At 43.5% G+C, this 23,463-nt stretch carries 25 protein-coding genes; 12 read left to right on the plus strand and 13 right to left on the minus strand.

Annotated features, from left to right (window positions below):
- Positions 1-168: 168 nt before the first annotated feature.
- Positions 169-921 carry a hypothetical protein gene (locus M0R33_RS15490; RefSeq protein WP_292571112.1) on the plus strand — a complete coding sequence of 251 codons (753 nt, stop codon included), beginning with the start codon at positions 169-171 and terminating at the stop codon, positions 919-921.
- Positions 922-988: 67 nt separating this feature from the next.
- Here the strand turns inward: M0R33_RS15490 and M0R33_RS15495 are convergent, their stop codons facing one another.
- From M0R33_RS15495 to M0R33_RS15505, 3 genes are all read right to left on the minus strand, one after another.
- The gene (locus M0R33_RS15495) at positions 989-3,079 is read right to left on the minus strand and encodes a hypothetical protein (protein ID WP_292571115.1); all 2,091 of its coding nucleotides are present in this window, start codon (positions 3,077-3,079) and stop codon (positions 989-991) included.
- Positions 3,080-3,235: 156 nt separating this feature from the next.
- Positions 3,236-3,922 (minus strand): hypothetical protein, encoded by a 687-nt coding sequence (locus M0R33_RS15500; protein ID WP_292571118.1) that lies wholly within the window; start codon positions 3,920-3,922, stop codon positions 3,236-3,238.
- Positions 3,923-4,171: 249 nt separating this feature from the next.
- Positions 4,172-4,378, minus strand: a complete 207-nt coding sequence (locus tag M0R33_RS15505) for a hypothetical protein (protein WP_292571121.1) — start codon at positions 4,376-4,378, stop codon at positions 4,172-4,174.
- 55 nt (positions 4,379-4,433) lie between these two features.
- On the opposite strand from M0R33_RS15505, the gene M0R33_RS15510 reads away from it, so the two are divergent.
- Entirely contained in the window at positions 4,434-5,360 is a 927-nt protein-coding gene (locus tag M0R33_RS15510; RefSeq protein ID WP_292571123.1) for a hypothetical protein, read from the plus strand.
- A 399-nt stretch (positions 5,361-5,759) separates the two neighbouring features.
- On the opposite strand, the gene M0R33_RS15515 is transcribed toward M0R33_RS15510, so the two are convergent.
- Positions 5,760-6,032: a hypothetical protein gene (locus M0R33_RS15515; protein ID WP_292571126.1), complete on the minus strand. Its 273-nt coding sequence runs from the start codon at positions 6,030-6,032 to the stop codon at positions 5,760-5,762.
- Between the two features lie 63 nt (positions 6,033-6,095).
- Between M0R33_RS15515 and M0R33_RS15520 the strand changes: the two genes are divergently transcribed.
- The gene (locus tag M0R33_RS15520; RefSeq protein WP_292571129.1) at positions 6,096-7,052 is read left to right on the plus strand and encodes a hypothetical protein; all 957 of its coding nucleotides are present in this window, start codon (positions 6,096-6,098) and stop codon (positions 7,050-7,052) included.
- 63 nt (positions 7,053-7,115) lie between these two features.
- Here M0R33_RS15520 and M0R33_RS15525 read toward each other — a convergent pair whose 3' ends face one another.
- The gene (locus M0R33_RS15525) at positions 7,116-7,619 is read right to left on the minus strand and encodes a hypothetical protein (protein WP_292571132.1); all 504 of its coding nucleotides are present in this window, start codon (positions 7,617-7,619) and stop codon (positions 7,116-7,118) included.
- Between the two features lie 19 nt (positions 7,620-7,638).
- Between M0R33_RS15525 and M0R33_RS15530 the strand changes: the two genes are divergently transcribed.
- On the plus strand, positions 7,639-8,682 hold the full coding sequence (locus M0R33_RS15530) for an ADP-ribosylglycohydrolase family protein (protein ID WP_292571135.1): 1,044 nt from the start codon (positions 7,639-7,641) through the stop codon (positions 8,680-8,682).
- Positions 8,683-8,845: 163 nt separating this feature from the next.
- A complete protein-coding gene (locus tag M0R33_RS15535) occupies positions 8,846-9,385 on the plus strand; it encodes a hypothetical protein (protein WP_292571138.1) in 540 nt (179 codons plus the stop codon).
- Position 9,386: 1 nt separating this feature from the next.
- Here the strand turns inward: M0R33_RS15535 and M0R33_RS15540 are convergent, their stop codons facing one another.
- The gene (locus M0R33_RS15540; RefSeq protein WP_292571141.1) at positions 9,387-10,052 is read right to left on the minus strand and encodes a hypothetical protein; all 666 of its coding nucleotides are present in this window, start codon (positions 10,050-10,052) and stop codon (positions 9,387-9,389) included.
- Between the two features lie 36 nt (positions 10,053-10,088).
- Between M0R33_RS15540 and M0R33_RS15545 the strand changes: the two genes are divergently transcribed.
- From M0R33_RS15545 to M0R33_RS15555, 3 genes are all read left to right on the plus strand, one after another.
- Positions 10,089-11,126 (plus strand): hypothetical protein, encoded by a 1,038-nt coding sequence (locus tag M0R33_RS15545; protein WP_292571145.1) that lies wholly within the window; start codon positions 10,089-10,091, stop codon positions 11,124-11,126.
- Between the two features lie 72 nt (positions 11,127-11,198).
- Positions 11,199-12,353 carry a hypothetical protein gene (locus M0R33_RS15550; protein WP_292571148.1) on the plus strand — a complete coding sequence of 385 codons (1,155 nt, stop codon included), beginning with the start codon at positions 11,199-11,201 and terminating at the stop codon, positions 12,351-12,353.
- Positions 12,331-13,191: a hypothetical protein gene (locus tag M0R33_RS15555; RefSeq protein ID WP_292571150.1), complete on the plus strand. Its 861-nt coding sequence runs from the start codon at positions 12,331-12,333 to the stop codon at positions 13,189-13,191. The genes M0R33_RS15550 and M0R33_RS15555 overlap by 23 nt, the downstream gene beginning before the upstream one ends.
- On the opposite strand, the gene M0R33_RS15560 is transcribed toward M0R33_RS15555, so the two are convergent.
- Complete coding sequence (locus tag M0R33_RS15560; protein ID WP_292571153.1) at positions 13,156-14,346, minus strand: hypothetical protein; 1,191 nt, start codon at positions 14,344-14,346, stop codon at positions 13,156-13,158. The genes M0R33_RS15555 and M0R33_RS15560 overlap by 36 nt on opposite strands.
- A 69-nt stretch (positions 14,347-14,415) precedes the next feature.
- Here M0R33_RS15560 and M0R33_RS15565 point away from each other — a divergent pair, with 69 nt between their 5' ends.
- On the plus strand, positions 14,416-14,943 hold the full coding sequence (locus M0R33_RS15565) for a GNAT family protein (protein WP_292571156.1): 528 nt from the start codon (positions 14,416-14,418) through the stop codon (positions 14,941-14,943).
- A 1-nt stretch (position 14,944) separates the two neighbouring features.
- A complete protein-coding gene (locus tag M0R33_RS15570) occupies positions 14,945-15,196 on the plus strand; it encodes a hypothetical protein (RefSeq protein ID WP_292571159.1) in 252 nt (83 codons plus the stop codon).
- Between the two features lie 3 nt (positions 15,197-15,199).
- Here the strand turns inward: M0R33_RS15570 and M0R33_RS15575 are convergent, their stop codons facing one another.
- The gene (locus M0R33_RS15575; RefSeq protein ID WP_292571162.1) at positions 15,200-15,712 is read right to left on the minus strand and encodes a hypothetical protein; all 513 of its coding nucleotides are present in this window, start codon (positions 15,710-15,712) and stop codon (positions 15,200-15,202) included.
- 185 nt (positions 15,713-15,897) lie between these two features.
- Here M0R33_RS15575 and M0R33_RS15580 point away from each other — a divergent pair, with 185 nt between their 5' ends.
- Positions 15,898-16,749: a hypothetical protein gene (locus M0R33_RS15580; RefSeq protein ID WP_292571164.1), complete on the plus strand. Its 852-nt coding sequence runs from the start codon at positions 15,898-15,900 to the stop codon at positions 16,747-16,749.
- A gap of 51 nt (positions 16,750-16,800) precedes the next feature.
- Here the strand turns inward: M0R33_RS15580 and M0R33_RS15585 are convergent, their stop codons facing one another.
- Together M0R33_RS15585 and M0R33_RS15590 are read right to left on the minus strand one after the other, a co-directional pair.
- A complete protein-coding gene (locus tag M0R33_RS15585) occupies positions 16,801-17,517 on the minus strand; it encodes a hypothetical protein (protein ID WP_292571166.1) in 717 nt (238 codons plus the stop codon).
- A 146-nt stretch (positions 17,518-17,663) separates the two neighbouring features.
- Positions 17,664-18,860 (minus strand): hypothetical protein, encoded by a 1,197-nt coding sequence (locus M0R33_RS15590; RefSeq protein ID WP_292571169.1) that lies wholly within the window; start codon positions 18,858-18,860, stop codon positions 17,664-17,666.
- Between the two features lie 86 nt (positions 18,861-18,946).
- On the opposite strand from M0R33_RS15590, the gene M0R33_RS15595 reads away from it, so the two are divergent.
- A complete protein-coding gene (locus tag M0R33_RS15595) occupies positions 18,947-20,545 on the plus strand; it encodes a hypothetical protein (protein ID WP_292571171.1) in 1,599 nt (532 codons plus the stop codon).
- A 24-nt stretch (positions 20,546-20,569) separates the two neighbouring features.
- On the opposite strand, the gene M0R33_RS15600 is transcribed toward M0R33_RS15595, so the two are convergent.
- Genes M0R33_RS15600 through M0R33_RS15610 form a run of 3 tightly spaced genes read right to left on the minus strand, consistent with a single transcriptional unit; the run spans position 20,570 to position 23,417 of the window.
- The gene (locus tag M0R33_RS15600; protein ID WP_292571174.1) at positions 20,570-21,595 is read right to left on the minus strand and encodes a hypothetical protein; all 1,026 of its coding nucleotides are present in this window, start codon (positions 21,593-21,595) and stop codon (positions 20,570-20,572) included.
- 52 nt (positions 21,596-21,647) lie between these two features.
- Positions 21,648-22,067 (minus strand): hypothetical protein, encoded by a 420-nt coding sequence (locus M0R33_RS15605; RefSeq protein ID WP_292571177.1) that lies wholly within the window; start codon positions 22,065-22,067, stop codon positions 21,648-21,650.
- A gap of 33 nt (positions 22,068-22,100) precedes the next feature.
- Complete coding sequence (locus tag M0R33_RS15610) at positions 22,101-23,417, minus strand: hypothetical protein (protein ID WP_292571180.1); 1,317 nt, start codon at positions 23,415-23,417, stop codon at positions 22,101-22,103.
- Positions 23,418-23,463: the final 46 nt, after the last annotated feature.

Raw genomic sequence — 23,463 nt, forward strand, 5'->3', positions numbered from 1 at the left:
TTTAAGTATCTATATCAATTTTGTATTATACTTACTCGGAATTCAGTTTTTCGAAAGGATGCCGCTTATTATTGCGCCCTTTATGAAAAGCTCAGCAAAGCCTCGGCGAAGCCTTCCCAAAGCAATAGGTGCCTTTTCTTTTTGAAATTGGTATGAATGTAAACAAAAATGGCAGAGAAACGTGTTCCTCTTCTTGCAAAACTAAAAGGAGTCAATCGCGCACCATCCGCGAGGAGTGTGTCGGCAAAATATTTGTGCGGCATAATGCAAACTAATGAACCGGACGCTGTGGGATATAGTCTGCGTCTCGCATGTAAAAGAGGAGATATCGCGCGGATTGGTGCACTTTTGGGCAATCTCCATTCTGCTTCGCCAGTATCTGCTGTATGGCGCGGAATTGAATGGGATGATGTTCTATACAGTGCGTACGCAGGCGGAAATGAAGAAATTATTGCCGCAGTGGAAAACTTCATTCGCATTGAAAATCTTTCACTGGATGTCAGCGCGATTCTCAATTTTGCCGCAGCATCTAATAAACTAAGTGTTGTTCAACATGCGGTGCAATACTACGCGCCATGTGGCGGTATTCGCTGGCTTTGCGCACTTTGGAATGCGAGTATTTACAATAATGTAGATATTATTCGCTTTGTTGCGCAACAATTCGCCGCACTGCCGCCAGAAATGAAAGCCGCAGAGCATGTAACATTGAGTCTACTTTGGGCATCGTATTTCCACAAAAAGAAAGAAGCCTTCATAGAAATCGCGTGTTTATTTCATTTGGATATTTCCGAAATGATACGCGTTGTGGAGCACATTGGCTTTGATGCACCAAATCGCATTATTTGGTTGCGCGGCTGTGCGAACGAATGCGCCGCAAGGCAAAACTTCGCCGGCGAAACTGGAATAACTGCGAGTAATTGAGATTCGCGCACAAAAAAATGGTAATGCGAGTTTTTAAATTTGTATCTAAGTGATGAAATTTCTTTTTTTATTTGGATGATTCTCCACTATTGGCGGATGCAACACGAGTTGCTCTTTTTTTGCCCAATGGCGGAAGCCAAGAAAGGTCAAAATCGCGGTCTTCTGCTGGGTCTTGCGCTGCTGCAGCGCATGAAGGCGTTTCATCCTCCATTGGCTTTGCTGACTTCGTGGATTTCGCGGATTTCGTGGACTTTGCGAGTTTTGCGGACTTCGCGGACTTTACGAGCAGCTTTGTGGGTTTTTTTACGATGTTCGGCGCTATTTGCGAAATGAGACGACATACTCCTTTTTTGTTAAATTTCGAAGCCCAATAATATGCGCCGGCAAAATCCGTAACATAATTCCCAGAAATTAATAATTCGCAATACCTGACTTTGCCAAGCGCAGCAAATGCGCAAAATACAGCATCACATATCCACGTAGGAAGACGATTTTCTTTCAGCACCGCAGTCGCCTTTCGCATTGCTTTGGCTCTTTCCTCGTAAGTTTTCCATATTGGCGATTTTTCTTTGATTGGTTTTTTTACTTCTTCTGCAGACGGCGCATTATCGCTCGCAGATTGCACGCCTTCGGCGTGCCCAGCAGAAGATACTTCTGGCGTTTCTACTGCGTCATATGCACCACCCGTTATGCATCGAAATACAGAACTACTTTCAATATGGATAACAACTCCACATAAACTGCAAACTTCCTGCAGTAATACCGAATTTCCATACAATCCCGCAATAAATGCCATATGCCAATGCGATATCGCACCGCCACTCGCGCGCAATTTTGCCGATGAATTTAGCGAAGTAGATACTCCTTTTGGAACACTTGCCGCGCCCACATAACCGCGCCACATAGAATACGATAAACTGCTTTCATGTAACAACGCGACTATTATTTCATTTTGCTCAATATTTTGCCTAATACAAGGATAAAATTCGGCGATGAGTTTATCGCGCAGCTTAAATGTATCGCCTCGCGGAAGATGGGAAATTAAGGCTAAAAAGCCTAAATCACTATTGCCTTGCTTCAATTGAAAACGGCGTGTTTTTCCGATACTTACAGTTCTGCTAAAATTAACTGCCCGGCAGATAGACCCCGATTGCAAATGTCCAAGAAGATGTTCGCGCATAAATGCTGATAATTCATGCAAAATACTCCATCTGCCACAACAAATAATTATGTTCATAATATTAGTAATCGCGTTCTTGCTGCATAGATAGCGCGAATTCGCGAAAACTTCGCGGCATAAATCGAATCTTCCAATGCGGACTGCGAATTGCACAAGCGAATCGGCATATGTCTTGATATCTGCCCAATATTCGCTCACGATTTGCGAAATGCTTTCCTCCGAAATCGGATATTTCCGCGCGTATTTGCAGAATGTTTTGCAGCCATCGTACCGCGATGAAAATTGCCCATGGGAAATGATTCCATACGAATGTGATGTGTATATTCCTTCTAATTTCATAACATGCGGATTGCCATCTACGAATTGTGCTGCGGAATGAAATAATTCCTCTGGCGCATGAATACATCTTCCATTCTTTGCTTGAAGTATATGCCCAGCGCGGCAAAGTGCGATTTGAATCGACTGCTGAATCTCTTGAAATGTCGGAAATTCGCTAGAGGATAATTCTTGTTTCAAATATTCGTAAATCGTGTATTCGGTATCCGAAGGAAATACGCGAATATGGCGCGCGATATCTTGCACAATTGCGCGCACACTCGTGAAACATAGTCCAAAACCACCAGATGAAATAATGTTGATAATCTCAGGATTTCTGGAAGCTATTGCCTCAATAATCATCGCCGTCCTATTTATTTGCCTCTTGCTAATTGCGAGCGCATAACGACACAATCCCGGCGAATCACTTCTCGCGCCTTCGCGGAACATTTGGTCGGCGATTTCGCGCTTGAAATAATCATTTGGATTTCGCGTACATTCATCGCAAAGATGCTCGTAAATCGCGCGGAAAATATCCGTCATTCGCTTGCAAGAGAGCGATAATGCCCAGCGCGCCGCGACACTTGAATACTCAAAAATATGGGCGATTGTATTATCGTCGATGATGTCGAACAAATTTAATGCGGCATTGGAAACTGCCATTTCTACTAATTTCCACTTCGCGTAGCTTTTAATCTACCAATATTGCCCACTCGGAACACTTTGGCGGCTTATAATATGCGATGACGTGATTTCAAAAAAGAGAACGGCTGAAGCCTCGACTCCTTTGGTACAGCGAAAAACCCCTTTGACTGCTTTTTAAGCGGCAATCCGCATAGGTGCAGAAAAGCCTTTCGGCGCGATAGCATTAAAGATGCTTTCGACTGTGATTTGTTTGCCACCGCAATCGCGACGCGAAAGCGCAATAATATAGAATGACTCTGCATCGCGCACGATTTCTCCTCTTGAGGATTGGTAAATGGCACAAGAAACAATCGATGAACAATCGCTTTGCGAAAGCGCGACTTGATTGCTGCGATGAATATCGCTATCCATGCATCTGCCGAACAATTGCCAGCTAAAATATGTATTTCGCGCGATGAAGAAGAATTTCATATTTCTCGCGCTTGAATTGTGGCGAAGAATATCAATCGCGCGGTCGAATAAAATCTGATTATCTGGAATAATAACAAGCGTCGGCACGACAATCGCTGCGATTTGCGCATAAATCCCTCTTCTTTGCATGACATTTGGCGCGAGAAGTCCCAAATTTGTCGGGATAGATATGCGGATAGCTGCTGTCTTCTCGAAAGCAGTAATCGCTCGCGGCATTATCGAGAAGAATGAATTACTTTCTATTATGCTTTGTCCAGAAGTTGCCGGCAAACCGCCAGAACAATCTGGCATTTCGCCGAGCAATGCAAATTCGCGCTCTGTTTGTGACGCATTCGGATGATATTGTTCGAGAAAAATCGCAATTTCTTGACGTCTGTGGTGATTTTCCATTTTCGTATATTTATAATCGCGCTGCCGAATTTAGAGCACCGCCGAATGCCAATATCCGCGTGAATCAATTCACAATTATCGCCGAGTGTTTATATTAGTTTGGAAGCATTTCAAAAAAGAATGAGTGATATTTTTTCTCTTCGAGGTATATTTTCTCGCGCGAAATGCATACTAATGCAAATCATCAACGACACTCCGGCACAAAATCGCGAATACGAAATCGCAAAAAAAGAGAATCGCGCCGTCATTTTATACTATGACATTTTCTTCGGTTTTTCTTTGTTTTGCCATTTCTTCGAGCCAATCGGCGGTTTGTTTTGATTTCTCCAATTCTTGCTGCTTCAAATCTAAATCTTGTTTATTTTTTAGCATTATTGCCGTTACGACAATAACACCGATAATGATTATCACGATAATGATTGCCGCGATAATCGCCAATATTACGCCAATCTGCATTTTGTTTATTGTGGTTATATATAATCAAACAATAGCAGATTTTTTGTAGTAATCCATGGCATCTGCATATCGCCTCGAAGACCACGATGCGCGAACTGCGCAAATGGGATTGCAAAATCCCGTAAATGCGTTTTTTAATATGCGAAGCCAGCCCATCACCGCAGGTAATGATGGCGAACGCAAAGAACATTTCTGTTTTCTTGGAATCGCTGGAGATTGTGGCACAACGAATGAAAACACGGCAAAATTATTTCAAGAATCGGTGAATTCTACGATAAATGAGAGTCTTCGGGCACAAATGACAAACACATCTGCAATTCTCAATTCTGCGCAAAAAATATCTATCTCGAATATCACGTGCGCCGGCGATTTCAATAGTAATCTTTCGCAAATCGCAAAGATTCGCGTTAATATCAGTCAACTCGCGAAGATGAAAGGAGCTGATGACTACACAGCAATGCTGACAAATGCGGTTGATGATGCAGTATCTTCAAAGCAAGAAGTACAGCAAAAATTATTCCAAATGGCGGCGGCGGTTAATAAGACAGAAACAGAAATTAAAACGCGGCTCGTCAATGAAATGCGAAATAAAGTCACTTATCAGCAATTCACATCGCTCGCTGGCGATATTCAGAATCTTTCTTCGCAATCAATAAGCAACATTCTTTCCGGCGGCGATTGCAATATTATATCATCGCAATATGTGGAAATTTCATATCTTGCGAAACAAGTGTCCGACCAATTCGCTGAAGTTTATGCGAAAATGGTTGGCGAAAATACAACGAAGACTGGCATTGCAGTAGACCAATATGCAGAAGCAGGGATTAACCCGATGGATTTTCTAACGTATGCGGTTATCGGAGTATTCGTCATTATCGCGATAATTGTCATTATTGTAGGAATCATTATTTATCGTGGACGTTCGCGTGCGGCAAATCCGCCGAGTGCCGAAAAGCCACCAGCGGAAACGGCAGCGCGTTAATCGCGCGATTCACTATGCGATGAAGTGTCTTTTTTTGCTCAAAAAAAGGCGAAATTATCCAATGTCTCAATCATGGTGAATCAGTGCGCGATTGCTCAGAATTTCCCGCGGTGATTCCTGGCAAATTTGCGCGATTAGTTGTGCTATCATCTGGCAAAGATGCCACAGACAGTGGCTCCCGCGTCGCGATCACGCCTTCGGCTGGTTGTATGATTTGCGGGCGTGGCACATAACCGCAGACAGTAAATCCGCAAGAAACACATCGGAAACAGTGCCCCTCAAATGGAATATATGCGAAAGTTCCGCATTCCGGGCATTCTGACGCGCCAGTGATAGGCATTGTCTTATATATTTAGCTCATTGAATTGTTTCAAAAAAATAACCCAATACGGAACCACATCACTTATTGCCAGTAATCGCAATGATATCTTCGACTGCGATTTTTCCCTTCGAGTGGAGAATGTCCAAAAGTTGCGCATAATTATCGCGGCTCAGTGCGGATTCGCCCACTAATCGCCTGAATAGATAATATTCATCGGGGCTTCTCGCCGATTGCTCGACTGCTTGCGCGATTTCTTCGAGGGTTGCGAATTTCTCTTTTTTTGAGCGAAGCAAATAGTACAGCAACACAATAATGATGATAATCAATCCGAGCGCGTAGCCATTATCCATTGCGTATATATTTCCGATAAATCTTTGCCTCGAGGAAAATATAATCGACTGTCCATTTGCAAAATGCAGAGCCTGGATGATATTCCCACGCAGGACCTCATAAAAGCGAAAACAGACTGTGGCGAATATGCGGTGTGGATAAAAAATATATATGAAGATTACCAGCGCAGATTAAACGCGTACAATGCCGAGCAAATGCTGATTAATGAATGGAAAATGCGCGAAGCAGATCGTCTTGAGAGATTAAATAAATCGCGATACGCCGGCGATTACAAAATATGGGCTCAGAATTTTCCTGCCGGTCCTATTGATTGTTCGATTCTCGACGATTCTATTTGGGCATGGTGGCTTTGGGGAGAACCAGATAAAGAATGGCGAGTAAAATGCACGACTTGCGGATTTGGAAGCAAGTGTGGCGAAATTGCCGTTAACCCATCTGTTTGCCAAACGTATCAATGGAAAACGGATCCATATTTCTTGGTTCAGGCTCAAATAGACAATGAACGCAAAGCAGACCCAGAGCCGAAACAAACAATTCCGAAGCCAGAATTAATTACGCCGCCTTCGATGAATTGCCAAATCTGCGTACAGGAAACGATAACACAGGACATTATCGCGGCAGGAAAAGTAAACACAACATCGTCAAGCGTAATGGAATGTACTCAAAATATCGACAACGCAATCGCAAAAAGAAACGCGGAAAATACCGTAGACCCTCCAGTGGACACCGGCAATGAAGATTCCGGCTCAATGCCATCATATTTAGACCCACCACCGCCATCGCAAAACCGCGGTCGAACCCCAACAGATCCAACTCCAATACCGCAAATAATCGATCCGAGCCCATCAACATCGCCAGATGATGCGATTAATGCGGATGCGGATGCGGATGCGGCATCTGCGAAACGAAAGAAAATCGCGATTTTCGCAATCATCTTCATTTTGGTCATCATTGTAATTATTACGGCGGCGATTCTCTTGTGGCGAAACAGTGGCGGTAATTCGCCGAAAACGGCATAATGAAAAAAAATAATCAATCTTCGCAGTGTTATTTTTTGTCCTTTTCTTCGTGTTAATTTTCTCTTAATTCCTTTTTGCTTCTTCGTTTGGCTTCTTATCGCCGGGAAGCACAACACCAGCAAGCGCGTCTTCATTATACGCTGGCGCAGTGGGGTCGAGCGGGAATTGCGATAAATAAGCAATCGCCGGACTAACAATGGAACGCCAAAGATTGAAAATGTTTTCGCGCTCACTGTACATCGATGCCATCGCAGCCATCGTTCCCTGCGCGATAAGATAAAGTGGAGTGTGCTTATCATCGATAAAAGCCATTAAATCAGCTGTCGTAGTGGATTCCATTGATGGCAAATGGAATGCTGCCAACTCCTTGCGCAAATGCGGCGGCATACCCAACAATGCGAAAGAATGCTGCATGCGTTCGCCCAAATAGAGAACATCGCGCTTGTCATCGATTGCCAATTGCGGCTTATTTTCTGCATCAGGCGCGCGCTTGAATATTGGCTTCAATAGCTGCCTGATGACTTCCGACGCGATTTCACGCCACCGTTCGACTTGAGCAATGCTCATTCTTTAAGAGAGTTTATATATGGCGTACGATTGTATTTTTAAAATTGAAAGTAGAGTGTTACGAAAATATAAAATGAGCTCGCGCGATTCAATGCCGAACTATGAAAGATGCCTTCATATGCTTTATGGATTAGCTGTTGGCGATGCAATAGGATTGCCATTTGAACACGATAGACAGCGAATTCGCCCAGTACTCATAGATATAGATGAAGGTGGATTTGATTTACACTCGCATTTCCAAGGAAATCGGCTAATCGCTGGTGGGCAAGTTTCCGATGAAACAGAACAAATGATAATATTATTGAGCGGCATTGCAGAACGAGGAGGAATATATTCGCGCGAATATGCAATTAGCGCATATATGGAATGGGCAAATAGCAAAACGCCTTTTGTCGATGTAAATGCACGAAATTTATTTCAAAGAGTGAAAACGGTGGGCGGATACAATCGGCGATGCGCAAAATTCGCGCCAGAAAGAGTGTTATCGAATGCGGCGATTGCCAGATGCGCACCAATCGCGCTCTTGCGCGACAGCGATTCTATTGCGGCACAAGATTGTTCAATAACAAATCCAGCGCCAGAATGCATCGCTGCTGAACAAGCGTATACATTATTTTTAAAATCTCTTCTTCGAGGCGATCACATTACAGCCGGAATGGAAACGATTATCGCCGCGTGTTTCGCGAAAACTGGCAATAATGCCATTGATGTCGCATATGTGCAGGCTACAGCGCGCGCAAATCGCGATATGGTATCAAATAAAAGCTTCTATGCGCATGCTATTTATTGTGCGATATATGCAACGCTGTATTTCAATTCGATGAGTGACGCAATGGATTGGGTTGTCTCATTTCCATCAACGGATTCTGATACAAATGCGGCAGTTGTTGGCGCGGTTATCGGCGCGAAAATGGGGAATGCTCTGCGCGATGATGCGCGCTATATGCGCAATTTGCAACTGGTTCTTGCATGTAATCCAGATAGCGGCAGTATTTCCCGCCCAGAGAAATATCATCCTCGGCACATAGAAGGCTGCGTGAAAGCTATTTTCGCCACTTTGTAGTTGTGCCGATTCGCGAGGAATTCTTTTTTTTGAAATAATTGGATGAAAAGAATACATCCTATAAAAAAAGATGACATCCTACGGATTCTCTATTCCCGCGGATGCCGATTTCTCGCCGAATTACTCGCATATCGTTTTGCATCTTCCGCCGAGGGATTTAAGGGTGAATGAAATATCGCGCGAATCAACGCATTTGTCAAAAACTCTTCTTTGTGCTTATGGCAAATTCTCTCAATATGTTTGCGTATGGTTCAATCCGACAGACTTTACTATTAACGTATATGTCGGCGTTTCTCTCCCCGCAGATTGCGTCCACTGCGGCAATTTTAAAATCAAACTACCGCCTGATATCGTGATTTGCCAAACAACGAGCGAATACCCAGCTATTAGTGCGTTTTGCAGACTTTCATGCATGATGAACCAGAACTGGCAATTTTTCTTGCCGCTTTTTCGCGAAGAATATTGGCTATTAGTCGCGGCAATGGTCTTTATTTTAGATATGGACGCAACGAATAATAGCGTGGTTACATTGGAAAGAAATCAACTCGCACCGAGTTATTTCGGAGTGGATAACTGGATGTTCTGTTATCCGCCGATGACGCAAAATGATGAACAAGAGAAGAAATTCGAGTATTTTGCTCAAAAAATAATAAGTGGCACATTCCGCTTCTTTTCGGGCGAAACGGCGAATAAAATCCAATAATTCACGCGCATGTCGCGAATCCGCCAGCACTCATCAAGAAAAACGCCTGATTCGCGGATGCAATGAGCTGTCTTTTTTTCGCTGCATCACTGCCAAATAATCGCGCATATCGCATGCGATCAGGCGCTAATGCGAAGAAATCTTCCAGCGAATTAGAAAGTTGCAAAATTCCACTGCAATTTCCGCAGACGAATAACGGCGCGAATAATGCTGTCTGCGTTGCAAGTGATGCGCATAAAACCGTATTCACAATCGCGCTTTTCATTTGCGCCGAATCGGCGAGCAAACGCATTTCATTGCGAAAAAGTTGCCAATCAGCGCTTTTCTCGAATCGCTTCCGAAATTCGCCAATTGCGCGCATGCATTCATCGATGCGAATTTTATCGTCGTGCGACGCATCTGTGCGCGACTTTTTCACAGGGGTGTATTTTCGAAATATATCGCGATGAGAAAGCGGATTAGTCAGCGATATTGGATACCACGTGCTATTTAATTGAATTTTTTCATATCTATCGAGCGCAATTCCGCGCTCTGGGCGATAGCGCAGCAATTTATCGCCCGATTCTCGCTGAACTGCGATTTCCGGCAATTCGCGACCCAGTGCAAATGCAGCGGCGATTATAGCAGTATTTATTTCATTCGCGCCACCGCGAAATAACAGATCCATATTATATAAAACTCACGCGAAGCATTATTCGAGCCGATGGCAAAATCTTCCTATCCCTCGATTGAAATGGCGAAACAATTTTCGCCGAGTGATGATATTGTTATTCCCGGATTTACAGATAAATTGCCGGCGGGATTTCTGCGTTTCTTTCAAGAAAATGAATATGCCGAAATGACTCCATCTCTTGATGAATTTTTGCCGGCGATATATGAAAATCTCGGAATCCCAAGTGGATATTTTCATCCAAAAGTCATAGATATTGCCATTTTCGCGCCATCACCCACAACGCGGGAGCTCGCCAAAGGCTCGAGCGCTACGCGAGACCTTAAATCGGCGATTGATGAATTTATCGCGGATAAAGATACGAGGGAGGAGTGCATTCTTCTCGCTGGGCATCTTCATAATGCTGGGCATATGACTTCCATCTATTTGCGGCGAAACGACACTTCATCATCACGCGCATTTACTATTATACATATTGATCCGCTTATCACTTCGCACGCATACCGCGCATTACGCGAAATTGTGCGCGAATTAGCGCGAAATGTTGCCGAGGGTGCGGAATTTCTTTCTCTTTGCGATATTTTGGGCAATGATTCGCATGATGGCGCTGAACACTCGCGCAGCGAGCGAGGCTCCGCCGAACACGCCATGCAACGCGCTGATTATTCATTTTGGGATAGCGGAACGTGCGTGTTGTGGTCAATAATCTGCGCTTCTCTTAGATTTATTCATCCTGCGTTATTCGGATGGATGACTATTCCCGATTCAATTCGCGCTTTCGAGCAAATGATGGATGTTGGCAAATTTCCGAGGAATTATCCATCTTTTCTCGCTGCATATCTTGTTTGGCGCGTGAATGGCGATAAATTCGCAGAGAAATGGGAAATCGAAAAAAAGATAAGCGAATTATTGCGCGAAAGCGGATTAACGCGCGGGCGAATGCGACACCTCGGCGGCAAATTCGCATCATTCGCGGATTTTGGCAACCCTGCGCTCATTGCGCAATCTGCGCGAATGGCGCGAATGTTGCGCGAAACGTATGGCAAAAGTATCTTTTTCGGCGGCGAATAATGGCTCTTTTCGCTATAATTTGAGCCGCCAGTGAAGTTTTTTTGAAATGATGTTCTTCCTTCTTTATAGAATATGGGGGAATTCGTCATTACATCAGAAAATGATGAAGAAGCAATAAATATTCTTCCAGAACCGGAAGATGGCTTGCCAGATTTGAAAACGGCGATTTTTGCTGCGCAAGAAAATGCACATGCCTTGGAACGCGCGCTACATCAGGATCACGGAATTATTCTACCGATAATTATTCGTCTCGTAGAGGAAAACGCCATTCCAATTGTCACGCTTGAAATAATAGCGAAAACAGTTATAGGCGGTTTTTTATTCCACGAGAATATTATCGAATGTATCGCCGCACACAAAGAAGAAGCGGTTATTTCGTATTGCAAAAGTTTATTAAATCATGATGCGCCTCAGTATACATTTCCATATTATATCAGTCATTTTTACAAAAAGTCACCGAACATCGCAAAAGCATTTATATTCGTGTGGGTTCTGCAAAATTCGTTCTATCGTGTTATTCTTGATTATGTGATAAAATATTTTATCATCCTTGAATTTCAGAAAGAAGATGAAGATGAAGGCGATATTGTGGCGGAATTTAATTTCATTCTTAATTATGATGTCGCGGAATGCGCGTGTATCGTTGCGCAGACTTCTATTTTAGATATTATTTTCGCGCGTATCAACAGAATGAAATCTGTGATTCATAAACATCTTCTTTTAGCAATTATACAATTTTTACCGCGCGATAGACGTGGACTATTTATTCTTCGAAACGACCAACTCCATCTTTTACTTGCATCGCTGAATTTGCTTGGTAATGAGCAATCGCCATTATTTCCGGATTTAATACGCTGTCTTTCATTTGAGCCTTTTAATTTATGGAGTGTCATATTATCCAATTTGGCATGCGGCAGTGTTGTGGAATTTGAGATAATGCGAAAATATTCGCCCTTCAAAAAAGTTGAATACAGCGATAAAAGCGCGTTTGAGATAATGAAAGGTATGAACAAACGGCGATGGTATTATGAAGAATTTGCAAAATATGAGACTTATTTTATCGCAGTAGAACTATTTCGCTGCGCATGCGTTTTGCGATGCTCCGAGGATAGTCCATTTGCACTAATCGCAGGAAATCAGGAAATCGCGGAGATAATCACTGGATTTGCGAAGCCAAGTGAAACTTCGCAGTGCAGTATATACAATGGCGCAATCGCCGACGGATAATGGGTTTGCAGTCAAACTCCTCACCACACTCGAAAAGAGAAATTCATTTCACGGGGTTCAAATTTTACATGACGATTTATGGCATATTGACCACGCGCGGCAAAAATCATTAAAAATTCTATTGCGGAATATCGGCTACGGACATTATCCAATAATAACAAGCGAAAATGAACGAACAGAGCGCGTTGCAAGTATTGCTGAATTAATTTTGGAGGTTCGATACCCCATTGGCAATAAAATGCTTGCATGTTTGCTGGATAAAGCGCTGGATAAATTTATTCCTTTTTGTGATGAAATTCTGGCGAAATTCCTGGAGCGCACTTACGAAAATGAGACGGCGCCGCAAAATGACGATAGTTTCACGCTCAATTTTCGTGGATACATTAGAGTAATCGATGAGATGAAAAATTATCAACGAAAAGAGCATTTTATTCACATCGCGATAAATATTTGGCTGCGAGTTACGCGAAAATCGCCGGAAGAATTCGTTAAAGACACGCTGGATTGGCTCATCAGCCCGTATCTGATAGTGAGTTTTAATACGACGCAAACAATTACTGAATTTCATATAATTAAATCTATCTTTGAGCATGACGAATCGGCAACAAAAAAAGTTTTCGCGCAAATGGGCAAATCTGTGCGAAAACGTCTTCTCGAGATGATAGACGATAAAGGTGGTTTAGTATCGCCAGATTTCGCGCGGAGCGCTCGAGCACTGCGAAGCAGCGACCCCTCCGGGGGAGCCTTCGGCGATTTCTTTATCAAAGTGCATGATGAAATGATTCGATACAAAGAAGAAATCTCAGATTCCTGCCAAACAGTCTTTCCGCAGTTTTGAGAGATGCATCTGCGGAATTTTGTCGGCATAACTATCAACAAGCGCGTTCATCGCTTGCTTTTTTTGTTCTTCTGCGGCGGATTCATTGCCGGAATTTGTTGGCGAATCCGCCGCCGGATTCGCCGTCTTCGCATCGATATCCGCTACAATTTTCGCGGCGGAATCAAATATTTCTTTGCGATATGCATCAAGCGGAACTGCGAGATTTATATTTGGGTCGAGAACATCAAGAGAAGAAATATAACGTTCCATTCGTCCAATTTGGCAAACACTCGAATCGCCGTTTTCAATGCAATCCGCCATCGCGCCGACAAGCGCCGATTGCATTTCCACCGATTGCGCGCTATTTTCTGGCAATTTTGAGCGCTCGTAAATCGCAGATAGTAAATCCATTTCTTGCGCGGCAAATTTATGGCAATAGGTATTCGTTGTCGCAATGGTAAGAGTTTTTAGCGCTTTATCGCGAGTTTGCGCATCTTTTTCTTGCGCGATTATTCCATGGATTTGCGCTTCAGCTTGGTCATTAGACAGCGAATGTGGGCTTGTTTTGAGAATATATTCTGTATTTTGTGCCATTGCATTGGCAACACAAGAATCATGGACATTTTGCGGGTCTGCATGCCACCGGCGAGCCTTTTCATCTGTAATTGGCGGTGGAACACAATCTTCATTTTGTGCAATTCCCCAGCGGTCGCGAAAATCCATCGTTACGCGGGCAATAAAATCTTCATCGAACAAATTATCTCCCCCAAAGGGGTCGAGCCAAAGGCGAGCTTCTTCTTGCGGCTGCAATTCCACTGCTTCTTCATACGCGCCATTCGCTGCAGCGACAATATTTGCAAGAGTATGCGCGATATTTTGTTCTGCGGCAATGCGTTCCGGCGCGGCAAATGCGGTATGATGCCGATTTTCTTGCCGAATTATTGCGAGCGCATCTTCGGCATCATCAGCTTCGCGTGCCAATGCAGCAGCGCGAATAAAACGCGCGTCGCGCTCGCGTGTGTCGCGAAAATCATGAATAAACTGTCGCCGCCCATCGCGCGAATCGCACGCGTGAATCAATTTACCAATGGTTCGCTTTTTCTTGTAATTGAGCGATGCAAAGAATAAGATTAAGATAATAAGTATAACAAGTATAATAACGATTGCCGCCATACTCACTATATTGAAAGCAACAAATTGAATTAATCGAAGTTGAAAAAATAGAGAAGTCGCGTTCTGCCCATGCAATACAAGATTTTCAATCTGCCAGAATTTATCGCTTTTATTCGCGAAAATCCGTCTCTCGCGCGGCAGTTATTCGAGAATATGAATGAATACTATAAGCAATTTTATCCGCGGATTCGCTTTTCCTTTGACATATTCGCAAAAGAAGCGCGAAAGTATTGGGATAAAATGTTGTTCGTATTCGCTCTTGATTCGGAAAATGCGCACACATTTGCGGGCTTCTTGACGGCAAACGCATTTAGCAAAGAAGAAAGCGGAATCGTTTATTTAGCGCATGTAATTGTCGAAAAATCACAGCGCCAACGCGGTATTGGCGCGGAATTGGTTCGCGCATTCGCGCAATGGGTCGCCGAGAATCGGTTTTTCGATGAATCGATTTCGCGCTTTATCGTGGATATCAATACTGCGAATCATGCATCTCTCGCGGCATTTAAGAAAATCGGCTTTGTTGAGGATGCCGAAACGCAAGCGCGCAGACAGGCTGAAGGAAAATTGAATTACATACGCCTACAATTAACAATATAAAATGGCGACGAAAAAATATCATCACTCGGGGCGCGTCGGGAAAATCTCTATTGATGAGACTTTATCGCCTTGGACATACATAACTGTGAAATTAACTCAATATTACGAAGAAAAAAATCGGGGATTTATTTTCGATTGGTCGAACCCGCAAATTATTCGTATTGAAGAGCAGTTCGTATTTATTGGCAAAATTCCAGTGATTAACTGCGAAACTGGGGATATTTTCGAAATTGCATTTCGCATTACGCGATGAAATTCATTTTTTTTGATGACTCAACATGGCGAAATGTTCTGTGACATTCATTCCTTGTGGGCAAAGAGTTTTCCAGCGCGAACCGAATCCTTCCGCGAGTTGCATTGCGATATCAGTGTTTCCAGCGCATTGCGCTTCAATCATCGCGCCGAGCCAATCCGTTGCTCCGTTGTTAATCAATAACACGACAATATTGCGATAGCCACCGCGTGCCGCTAATTTGAGTCCCGCATTGAAATCGATGCCAGAACGGTCTTCGAATTGGCAAATAATTGGCAGTAAGCCATCTGGATCACCATTTTCGCAAAGGAATAGAAATTTAGCGGCGATTTGCTGGCATTTTAATTCGATGCGGCGTTTGCGCTGAATGTTTGCATCAAATTGATTTTGAATAATAAGAATCTGTTTCTCAATTTCGTCGCTTGCATCGGATGTTTGAATATTTGGCTGTTCTGAATTTAATCTCTCTTCGTACTCTCTTATCTGGCGCGAAAGCGACGTTGGTTTGGTTAACATTAAACTTCGATATAGGGGTGAATATTATCGCGCATGGCTCGCCCGATTCCCCTTATACTCTTACGGCTGGTATTTCAAAAGAGAAAAGTCGCGAATTCGTGCCTTTGGCGAATGACGCCGATTCTCTCTTTTGAAATAATGTGACTCTCTTTATAGTTCGGCATCTTTTGCGTAGAATCACGCCGATGGTTGAGTCTTTCTTTAGAAAATACGAATTGCCAGTGTTTATCGGCTTTAGCGGTAAAGCTGGAAGCGGAAAAGCTACGGCGGCGAAACATCTTTATGAGTTCCTCACGCAGCACGCGCCAAATATCACATGGTATTCAGTATCATTTGACGATAGTTTACGCGCAGTATGCGGGACTTTATGCCGCCACAGTTCCCGCTGCGCGGTCGAGACTTCGTCGAGTTCTAAATATTTCGAAGAAAACGATGCGCAATTCGACGTTTCTACGCTGGATTTGAGTCTATTAAATCGCATATTCGCGAAATACGCGCATATTCCGGAGTTGATTGGCTATTTGGCGCAATTAGCGCCGACAATCAGTGCTGCCACGAGAGGGCATTTTATGCAACTTATAAAAACTGCAACACAGCAATTCCTCGACCAATATGTGTGGATTAAATGTGCGCATGTGTTTGTATCATTCAAAGTGCGTGAAAATCAAGGAAGATGTGGATTTATTTTTAGTGACGTACTGCAAAGAAGCGAAATAGAATATATATCAAATTGCGGTTTTCCATTTTGGGATGCCGATTTATTCGCCCCGAAATCCGAAATTGATGCAGCGGAACGCGGACTTCGCGCGGTAGACGATTTTAATAGTGCCGGCGGATATCTTATCAAAATCCAGCGAGGGGTTGTTTCTTCGCAAGATGATGCCTGGCTCGAAAGAAATTCAGATGCGAGTATTCTTTGGAATAATATTATCGCAAATGATGGAAAGATAGCGGATTTATATGCGGCAATCGACCATTGCGCCATCAATATCATAGAGCGCGAGAAATTGGATGAATTTCGCGCATTCACGCAGTGAGCGAATCGCTTCGCTGGCGCAAAAAAAGAAGAGGAATTGCAATATATTGCATTACGGTGCCGGCAAGGGCAAATCAGCATGCATAATGCGAAAATCAGCAGACCAACTTGTTGCGGCTTCTGCTCCATTATTTTTTGCGAAAATGCGAAATACGCCGAGAGCATCAACGCGCGCTTCAAGAAGAGTATCAGTGACAACTCCAACAGTAGAAAGCACTGATGCGGATAATGTGCTCGGCGTAACGACAATCCGCGAATCATAGCGATAAGTTGCTGATATTCTGCCACTCGTTGTAGAATCCTTCGCGAAAGCTACAGTCGCATCTACGAAGAAAATGACTATAACTCCAATCGCTGGCGTTATTTCGAGAATTTCTATTTCTGCTTGCGCGATTGAAGTGCCGGCGAATGTACTCTGCACGACATTTTCAGAAGCGCCGAATGAAAGTAATCCGAGTTTTCGTATATCACTGCCAGTAAAGTCAAGGTCGCCATGAATCACAATAGGGATTGCTGGGTCAAATGATTCAATTAGATTTGTCCTAATGCCGCCAGGAACAATTTGCAGCGATTGAATATTTCCTGCGTAAAATGTATAAATGCCAGGAGCAGTCCATTTTAATCCACTTGTGGGGTCGCTACGAAAACCAAGAGCATAAAGAGTTCCATTCGGGAGCGTTTGAGGCAAAAGCGCTTCATCCGCGAAACGCACGACTTCTTTTATCTCATTTCGAATAGTAAGAGTGTCTGTTGTTGAGGAGTTTGTCAAAATGGATTCCACTATAATGCCGCTAACATACGGCTGCCCATTTTGATCGCGACTTATTACGAGAATTGGATTTATAAGCCCGGATGGTAGAGTCGACATCAAAAAATAGAAGTCTATATATTTATTCTGCGCGGGTGTTGTATTGATTAAATACACGGCTGATAATGAAAATCATATTCTTTTGGTGCACTTTCGCATATCTGCCGCAGACAATGATCATTCTTCGCCGTAGTTGTCGCATCTTGATGATGAATGTAATCTAAAATGCGATACGCGCTGGAATGCGGCGAAAAACGCATTTCGATGATTGCGCCGATGAAAAACGGATAATATGGGCGATTTCGGCGAGTTGCATATAATTTATCATATAGACTCATTATCACAATGAAATCCGCCGTTATTGTCTCAATTTCGCCCATAGATAGAATTGGCGGGGCTTGTCCGCCTAATTTCTTCGTAATCCATGGCGCGTGGTCATTATAATGCGTGAGTTTGAGAAGTTTCAAATATCTGCGCACTGCTTCACAAGAAAGATAGATGCGATTATCGTATTCACTCGCGACAAGAGCGTCAATACGCCGGATATCGGCAATCGGGCAATCAAAGCGTTCTGTGGCTTGCAGATGGTCCAGCCAGAATTTCAGATGGCGCAAATATATGAAATTACGCCCACTGCTCATTTTCGGCGTTTCCATTTGGGCGAGCTGTTCTTCTTTGAAAATTGTCCCAACAATGCGAGTGATGCGATGGCAATTAAGGCAAACAGCTTCGCTCGTATCTGGCATAACTTGAAGTGCAGAACCGCAATTGATACAAATGGTCGGATTATCGCGGATTACCATTTGCGGAGAATGTTTCACCTTTGTAAGACTTTCTAATCTATCTGTGATGCCGCGAATGAAGTGGTCTATATTGCCAGGAAGAAGTTGCTTTTGCGCGATGAGTTTGTTTGCTATTTTTAGGACTTCTTCTGCGATATTCGTGCATTCGAAGGAAAGCGCGTCAAAGTTGAGGCGAGACATGTAGTTCGTGTATGATACAACAAAATCGCGCGAACTGGCACAAGATTCGCTGAATTTGTTTTCCTGCAGCGATTCGTTCGTTTCCATTTCCATGATTTCGAGTTGTGCGAACTGATATTCATTGCGAAGTTGCTGCGTATGTTCAAGAAGAGCGGAAATTCTCGGAGATAGAATCAAAGAATAAATAATATCTATCTCGCTGATGCGCAAAAGTTCTTTCCACAGCATATCTACGAGCGATGCCAGCGCGATAATGAGGAGAATTCGCTCGCTGACATATTTATCACATACTGATATACTCGAAGCATTAAGTGTTCCCATTCGCGCGCGAGTATTCCTCTCGTATAATTTTTCGCCGAATCTATTTTTAAAGCTGAAGAAAGATTTAACTATAACTTCGAGGAAAAATGGCGGCACCGCAGCAGAAATCAGTAGAAGAATTAACGGCAATGGCGCGCGAAATCATTGCGCAGCCGAGCAAAATCCAAGAAATGAGTGCCGAAGATATTTCAGCAGTGAGAAAAAAGCTTATCAATCCGTACACAATTCCGATTGTGCAAGAAAAATTCGGCGTGATGAGCATCACTAACATGAAAGAAAGTTACATGCGGCGATTGTTGATGACGGCACTGATTGGCTATCTTTATCGTGTTGCTGATGAATATGTTCCTGTTTCTATTAGTGAGATGGAAACTGATATGAACGCACGCATCAATAAATGCGACGACCCAGAAATAAAGCGGCAACTCACCGAAGAGCGTGACAAGAAGATTCCGCTGTTGTCCAATGGGGCGAAGCAAATCGTAAAGGGATTCTTAGATAATTATTTCAACTTTAATCCTGATATTCATGTTCGCGCGGCAACTGGCTCAAGCGCGCCAAAAGACGATACAAATGAAAAGATTCGCGAGCGAATGACTGTCGCGGCGGCGCAATTGCCAGATGATTCATCAGCTGGGAAAGATTCGGCTGATAAGCCGAAGCCAATCGCGCAATCGCCCGAAACTGCGGCGAAAATCGCTGATGCGGTGCGCGTGCACGATAGTGCAGAAATTGTTTCGAAGGCGAAATGCGTTTATCAGGCAGCAAGTGGAATGAGTGCGTGGATGCGCTCACAAATAGTGGCAGGCGTTGATATTCCTTGCGCGAAAAACACATTGCCGGAGATAACGCGGATTGTTGATTCTCTTTCTTGGTGTTTGCCTCAAATAGAAGATGATTTAACTGCGGCAAATGAGGTACATCCGCCAGTAGAAGCGTTCTATAATTACGACCGCTATCTGACAAATCATTACGAACAATTGCGCGCCGCAACATCCGCACTTTACACTGACGCGCCGGATATTGAATTTATTGTGAATTTCTACGATGCGTTCAAGTCCGATAAAGAAGCGAGAGAATTTATCATTCGCCATGATGCGGAATTCACATCCGATGCGTTTATTATTCCGAGTGGAAAAGTCGTTCTTCTTGGACCATTTAAGCAAAATCGCGAACGATTGGATTTCTACAACAAGAATACAGAAGTGCTAAAGCGGTTGGTGACGCAAATCGAAAAAGACCACCGCGTTGGCGAAGAATTGATGAAGAAAAGTGTCAAAAAAGCAGTTCGCAAGAATATTCGCGAAGAAGGACTTTCGCCAAAGGAATTGGATGAATATCGTAAGGCGATGAAGGATGTGCAGGCACTCGGGGCAAAATCAATACTAACGCGCGAAGAAAAAGAGCAACTTTACGCTGCAACGCGCGTGAAAGAGCAATTCGAAGTGCCGGAAGACGCCATTGCAGTGGATGTGTATCAGAGCGCTGTCGGAAAAGAAGGGCATCCATGTTTGGAGCGCTCGCAATTCTTCACTGAAGCAGATAAGCCTGGAGAAACACCGGCTGCAGTTTCTGCGCCTGCGCATTGCGCTGCAATCGTTGAGGCAATGAGTGAAGCGCGGCAAATCGCCGCAGAGCACGCCGAAAGCGCAAGTGCTTCATACGAACAAATTGCTAAAAAATAATTCTCTGCGAATTCGCGTGCAAATTTATCTTTTGCGCTGCTGCAAATAGCGATAAATCGCGCCAGATGATTTTCGCTCATCGCCTTTTTTTTGGATTTGTTCTATCGCTTGGCGCACTTCGTTCGAAACAAAAGAAAATGGTTCATACGTATTCGCTTGCACAGTGAGAACTCGCCCATCCAGCGTTATGAGGATTTTCTTATAACTGCCTTCTACGAAATTTATTTTGCAGAGGCGCAACACTTCTCGCGCGATTTCAGGCGAAACTGCATTTGTTTCTTTGTCGACGAAACGCCGCGCAGTTGCATCATCAATGAAAATCTTCGCTCCGCCAGTGTTTAATCTTTGTTCGGATTCGATGCATTTATCGCTATGAAGCGCAAGAAGAACTGTTATCTTTTTTTGCCTTCCTTTGAAGAATAAATCGGAAACAACTTCGAGTTTGCGAAGATGCTGCAACTCAGTAGAGCAATCATCAAAGACAATGATGATTCGCGGATTGAAATCGAGAAAATCCGCAACAATGCGTTCATCATTCGTCATTTGCTGTATTACTTCTTGCGGCAACATTCGCGCGCGAGAACGAATTACGTTTTTATATATTTTGATTTTCGCGTTATTCACATGTTCGCGCAATCGATCGGATGTTGCCGAATAACTTGTATCCTTCTTGTCTAATTTTCGAAGCGCGTTTTCCAATTGCACGTCGCATTCACGAATTGCTGCCAATTCTTGCGCCGTGATGCCGCATTTGCGCGCGAATCCATCAAGAATAGATAAATTATTAACTATCTGATAAATCTCCATCGATTCTGTTTGGCGCTTCCAAATGCTCTCGAGGGCTTCTCTTGAGAGTGTTTTGTGTATGAGAGCTGGCGGAAATAGAGAGCGCGAATAATTGCCATTATCGACGTCGGTTGGAGAAAATACAACGCCAGTGTAGATAAATGGTTGGAGTATTTTCAAGATATGGACTATCATTGTTGTTTTGCCTTTGCCAGTTATACCGTAAATTGTGCTAAGTCTATCTAAAAAAAAGTCCTCAATCATCGGAGTTATCTGTTCATTCGCCGCCATTTTTATAATTTCAAGCGCGGAAAGTTTATATAACTAAATTCGGCGATTGGCGAATTTCTACCGGTACAATAATATCAGCGGGAGCAGTACTGCGCGAGGTCGCGTTTCCGCCAGTGAATAATTGAGACTCCATTGAACTCAGCGATGATGAGTCGGATTTCTTCATTTGATAGCGATGATACAAGAAGAAAATCGCAACACACGAAATGAATGAATAGATGAACGCGCGTAAACCCAATAATCGCGGCGAATAGCGCGAATCGCCGATAACCCACTCGCCGCCATTATTGCGTGAATCCTTGGGCTGAAGAGTGAAATATAAGATAGTAATTATAACTATTGTGATGAGTAGCGCAACATAAATCGGATTGTCGAATATTTTCGATGCGACATTGATGCGCGAAATTGTATCTATTGCGCCGCCGAAAAATGCAGGGATATTCATTTTTTATATATGTAAGGCACAGAGAAATGTTTTTTACTCTTCTGTATCACTGCCGTCGCTACTCGATGAAGATTCATCATCTCGCGCGTTTTTATCGCTGATTTGCTGTGGCGATGACGGCGGTGGATTTTCTTCTTCTGCCGCAATAATCGATGAATCTGCGGAGTCTTCTTCTTTTTGTTTAATTTCTGGTTGAGATTTGGCGGCACGACCACGGCGCCTTCTTTGCGGCGTTTTACTCTGCGGGATGGCATCGTCGAGCGTTGGCGGAATATCGCTTATTGAAATATCCTTCGGCGTTTCGGAAATTTCTTCTTTGGAAACACTGCCGCGGGGAATTTCTGGTTCGAGAGGAGAATGCGATTCTTCGATTTGCGCGGAATCTTCTTTTTGTGGAGGATTGACGTTTTCTGGCGGCGCGGCGGCATTTGTGCGCTTTTGGCGAGATTTCGTTTCACTATCGTGGCGATTTGCCGATTTTTCGGCGGATTGTATTTTTTCTTCTGCAGTTGCGATTTTCAATTGCAATGCATCGCGTTCGCCGCGAAGCGCCTCAATTTCGCGGCGATTATCCTCAATCGCGCGTTTGAGTGCTTTATTCTCTTGTTCGATTTTCTCAGTGCGGCGCATGGAGTCATCTAAATCCTGTTGCGTGCGAATCAAAGGACGAACGGCGTCAAATTGTCGCAGAAGTGTTTCGTATTTAACTTCTGTTGCAGTTTTTGACTTAAGAACAGCGACTAATTCGCTTCTGAGTTTCTCGAACATTTCCACAGGAATGACGCGATTCTCTTGGAGTTTTGGCGGTAAGTTTTGTTTTACAAAATCAGAATAGACTTTCGAGCGATATATCTGGAGATGTTCGACTCCTTTTTGCGTCAGAAAGTCTATATTCGCGGCGTTTTTATGGTCGTCGATGATTGACTCGAGAATGCTTTTCGTATCGATAATAAGTTTACCAAGAAATAATGCGGTGCTGGTGAACATACTGCAAAAAAGTTTATCTTTGTGCGCAGTTGTCAAACTCTCATGATATTCTGCCGGCACGAAATACACGATAGTGCTATGTATGACATCCGAAAGTGAAACGGATTCAAAGCGCAACTTTTCGTGATAGAACGAAAGAAAATTCTTCGCAATAGAGTTGTAATTCTTAATATCTGCGATTCCGCGCATATAACACCCGATAAGAGTCGTATATGAGTCAGTTAATGAATCGTATTTCCCTTCTTCGACTCTTCTCTTTGCGCTAAGATAAATATCATTATAGTAATTATCGGCGAAATATGCGGCGATAATGCGCAAACGAAGATTCAAATTGTATGATTGCGGATTTGGAGGCGCTGACATTTTTATAATAAACGGATTTCGTCGCTTAAAAATGTCCGCTGTTTGG

Origin of the sequence: Methylomonas sp. (assembly GCF_023228165.1) — a bacterium.
Lineage (GTDB): Bacteria > Pseudomonadota > Gammaproteobacteria > Methylococcales > Methylomonadaceae > Methylomonas.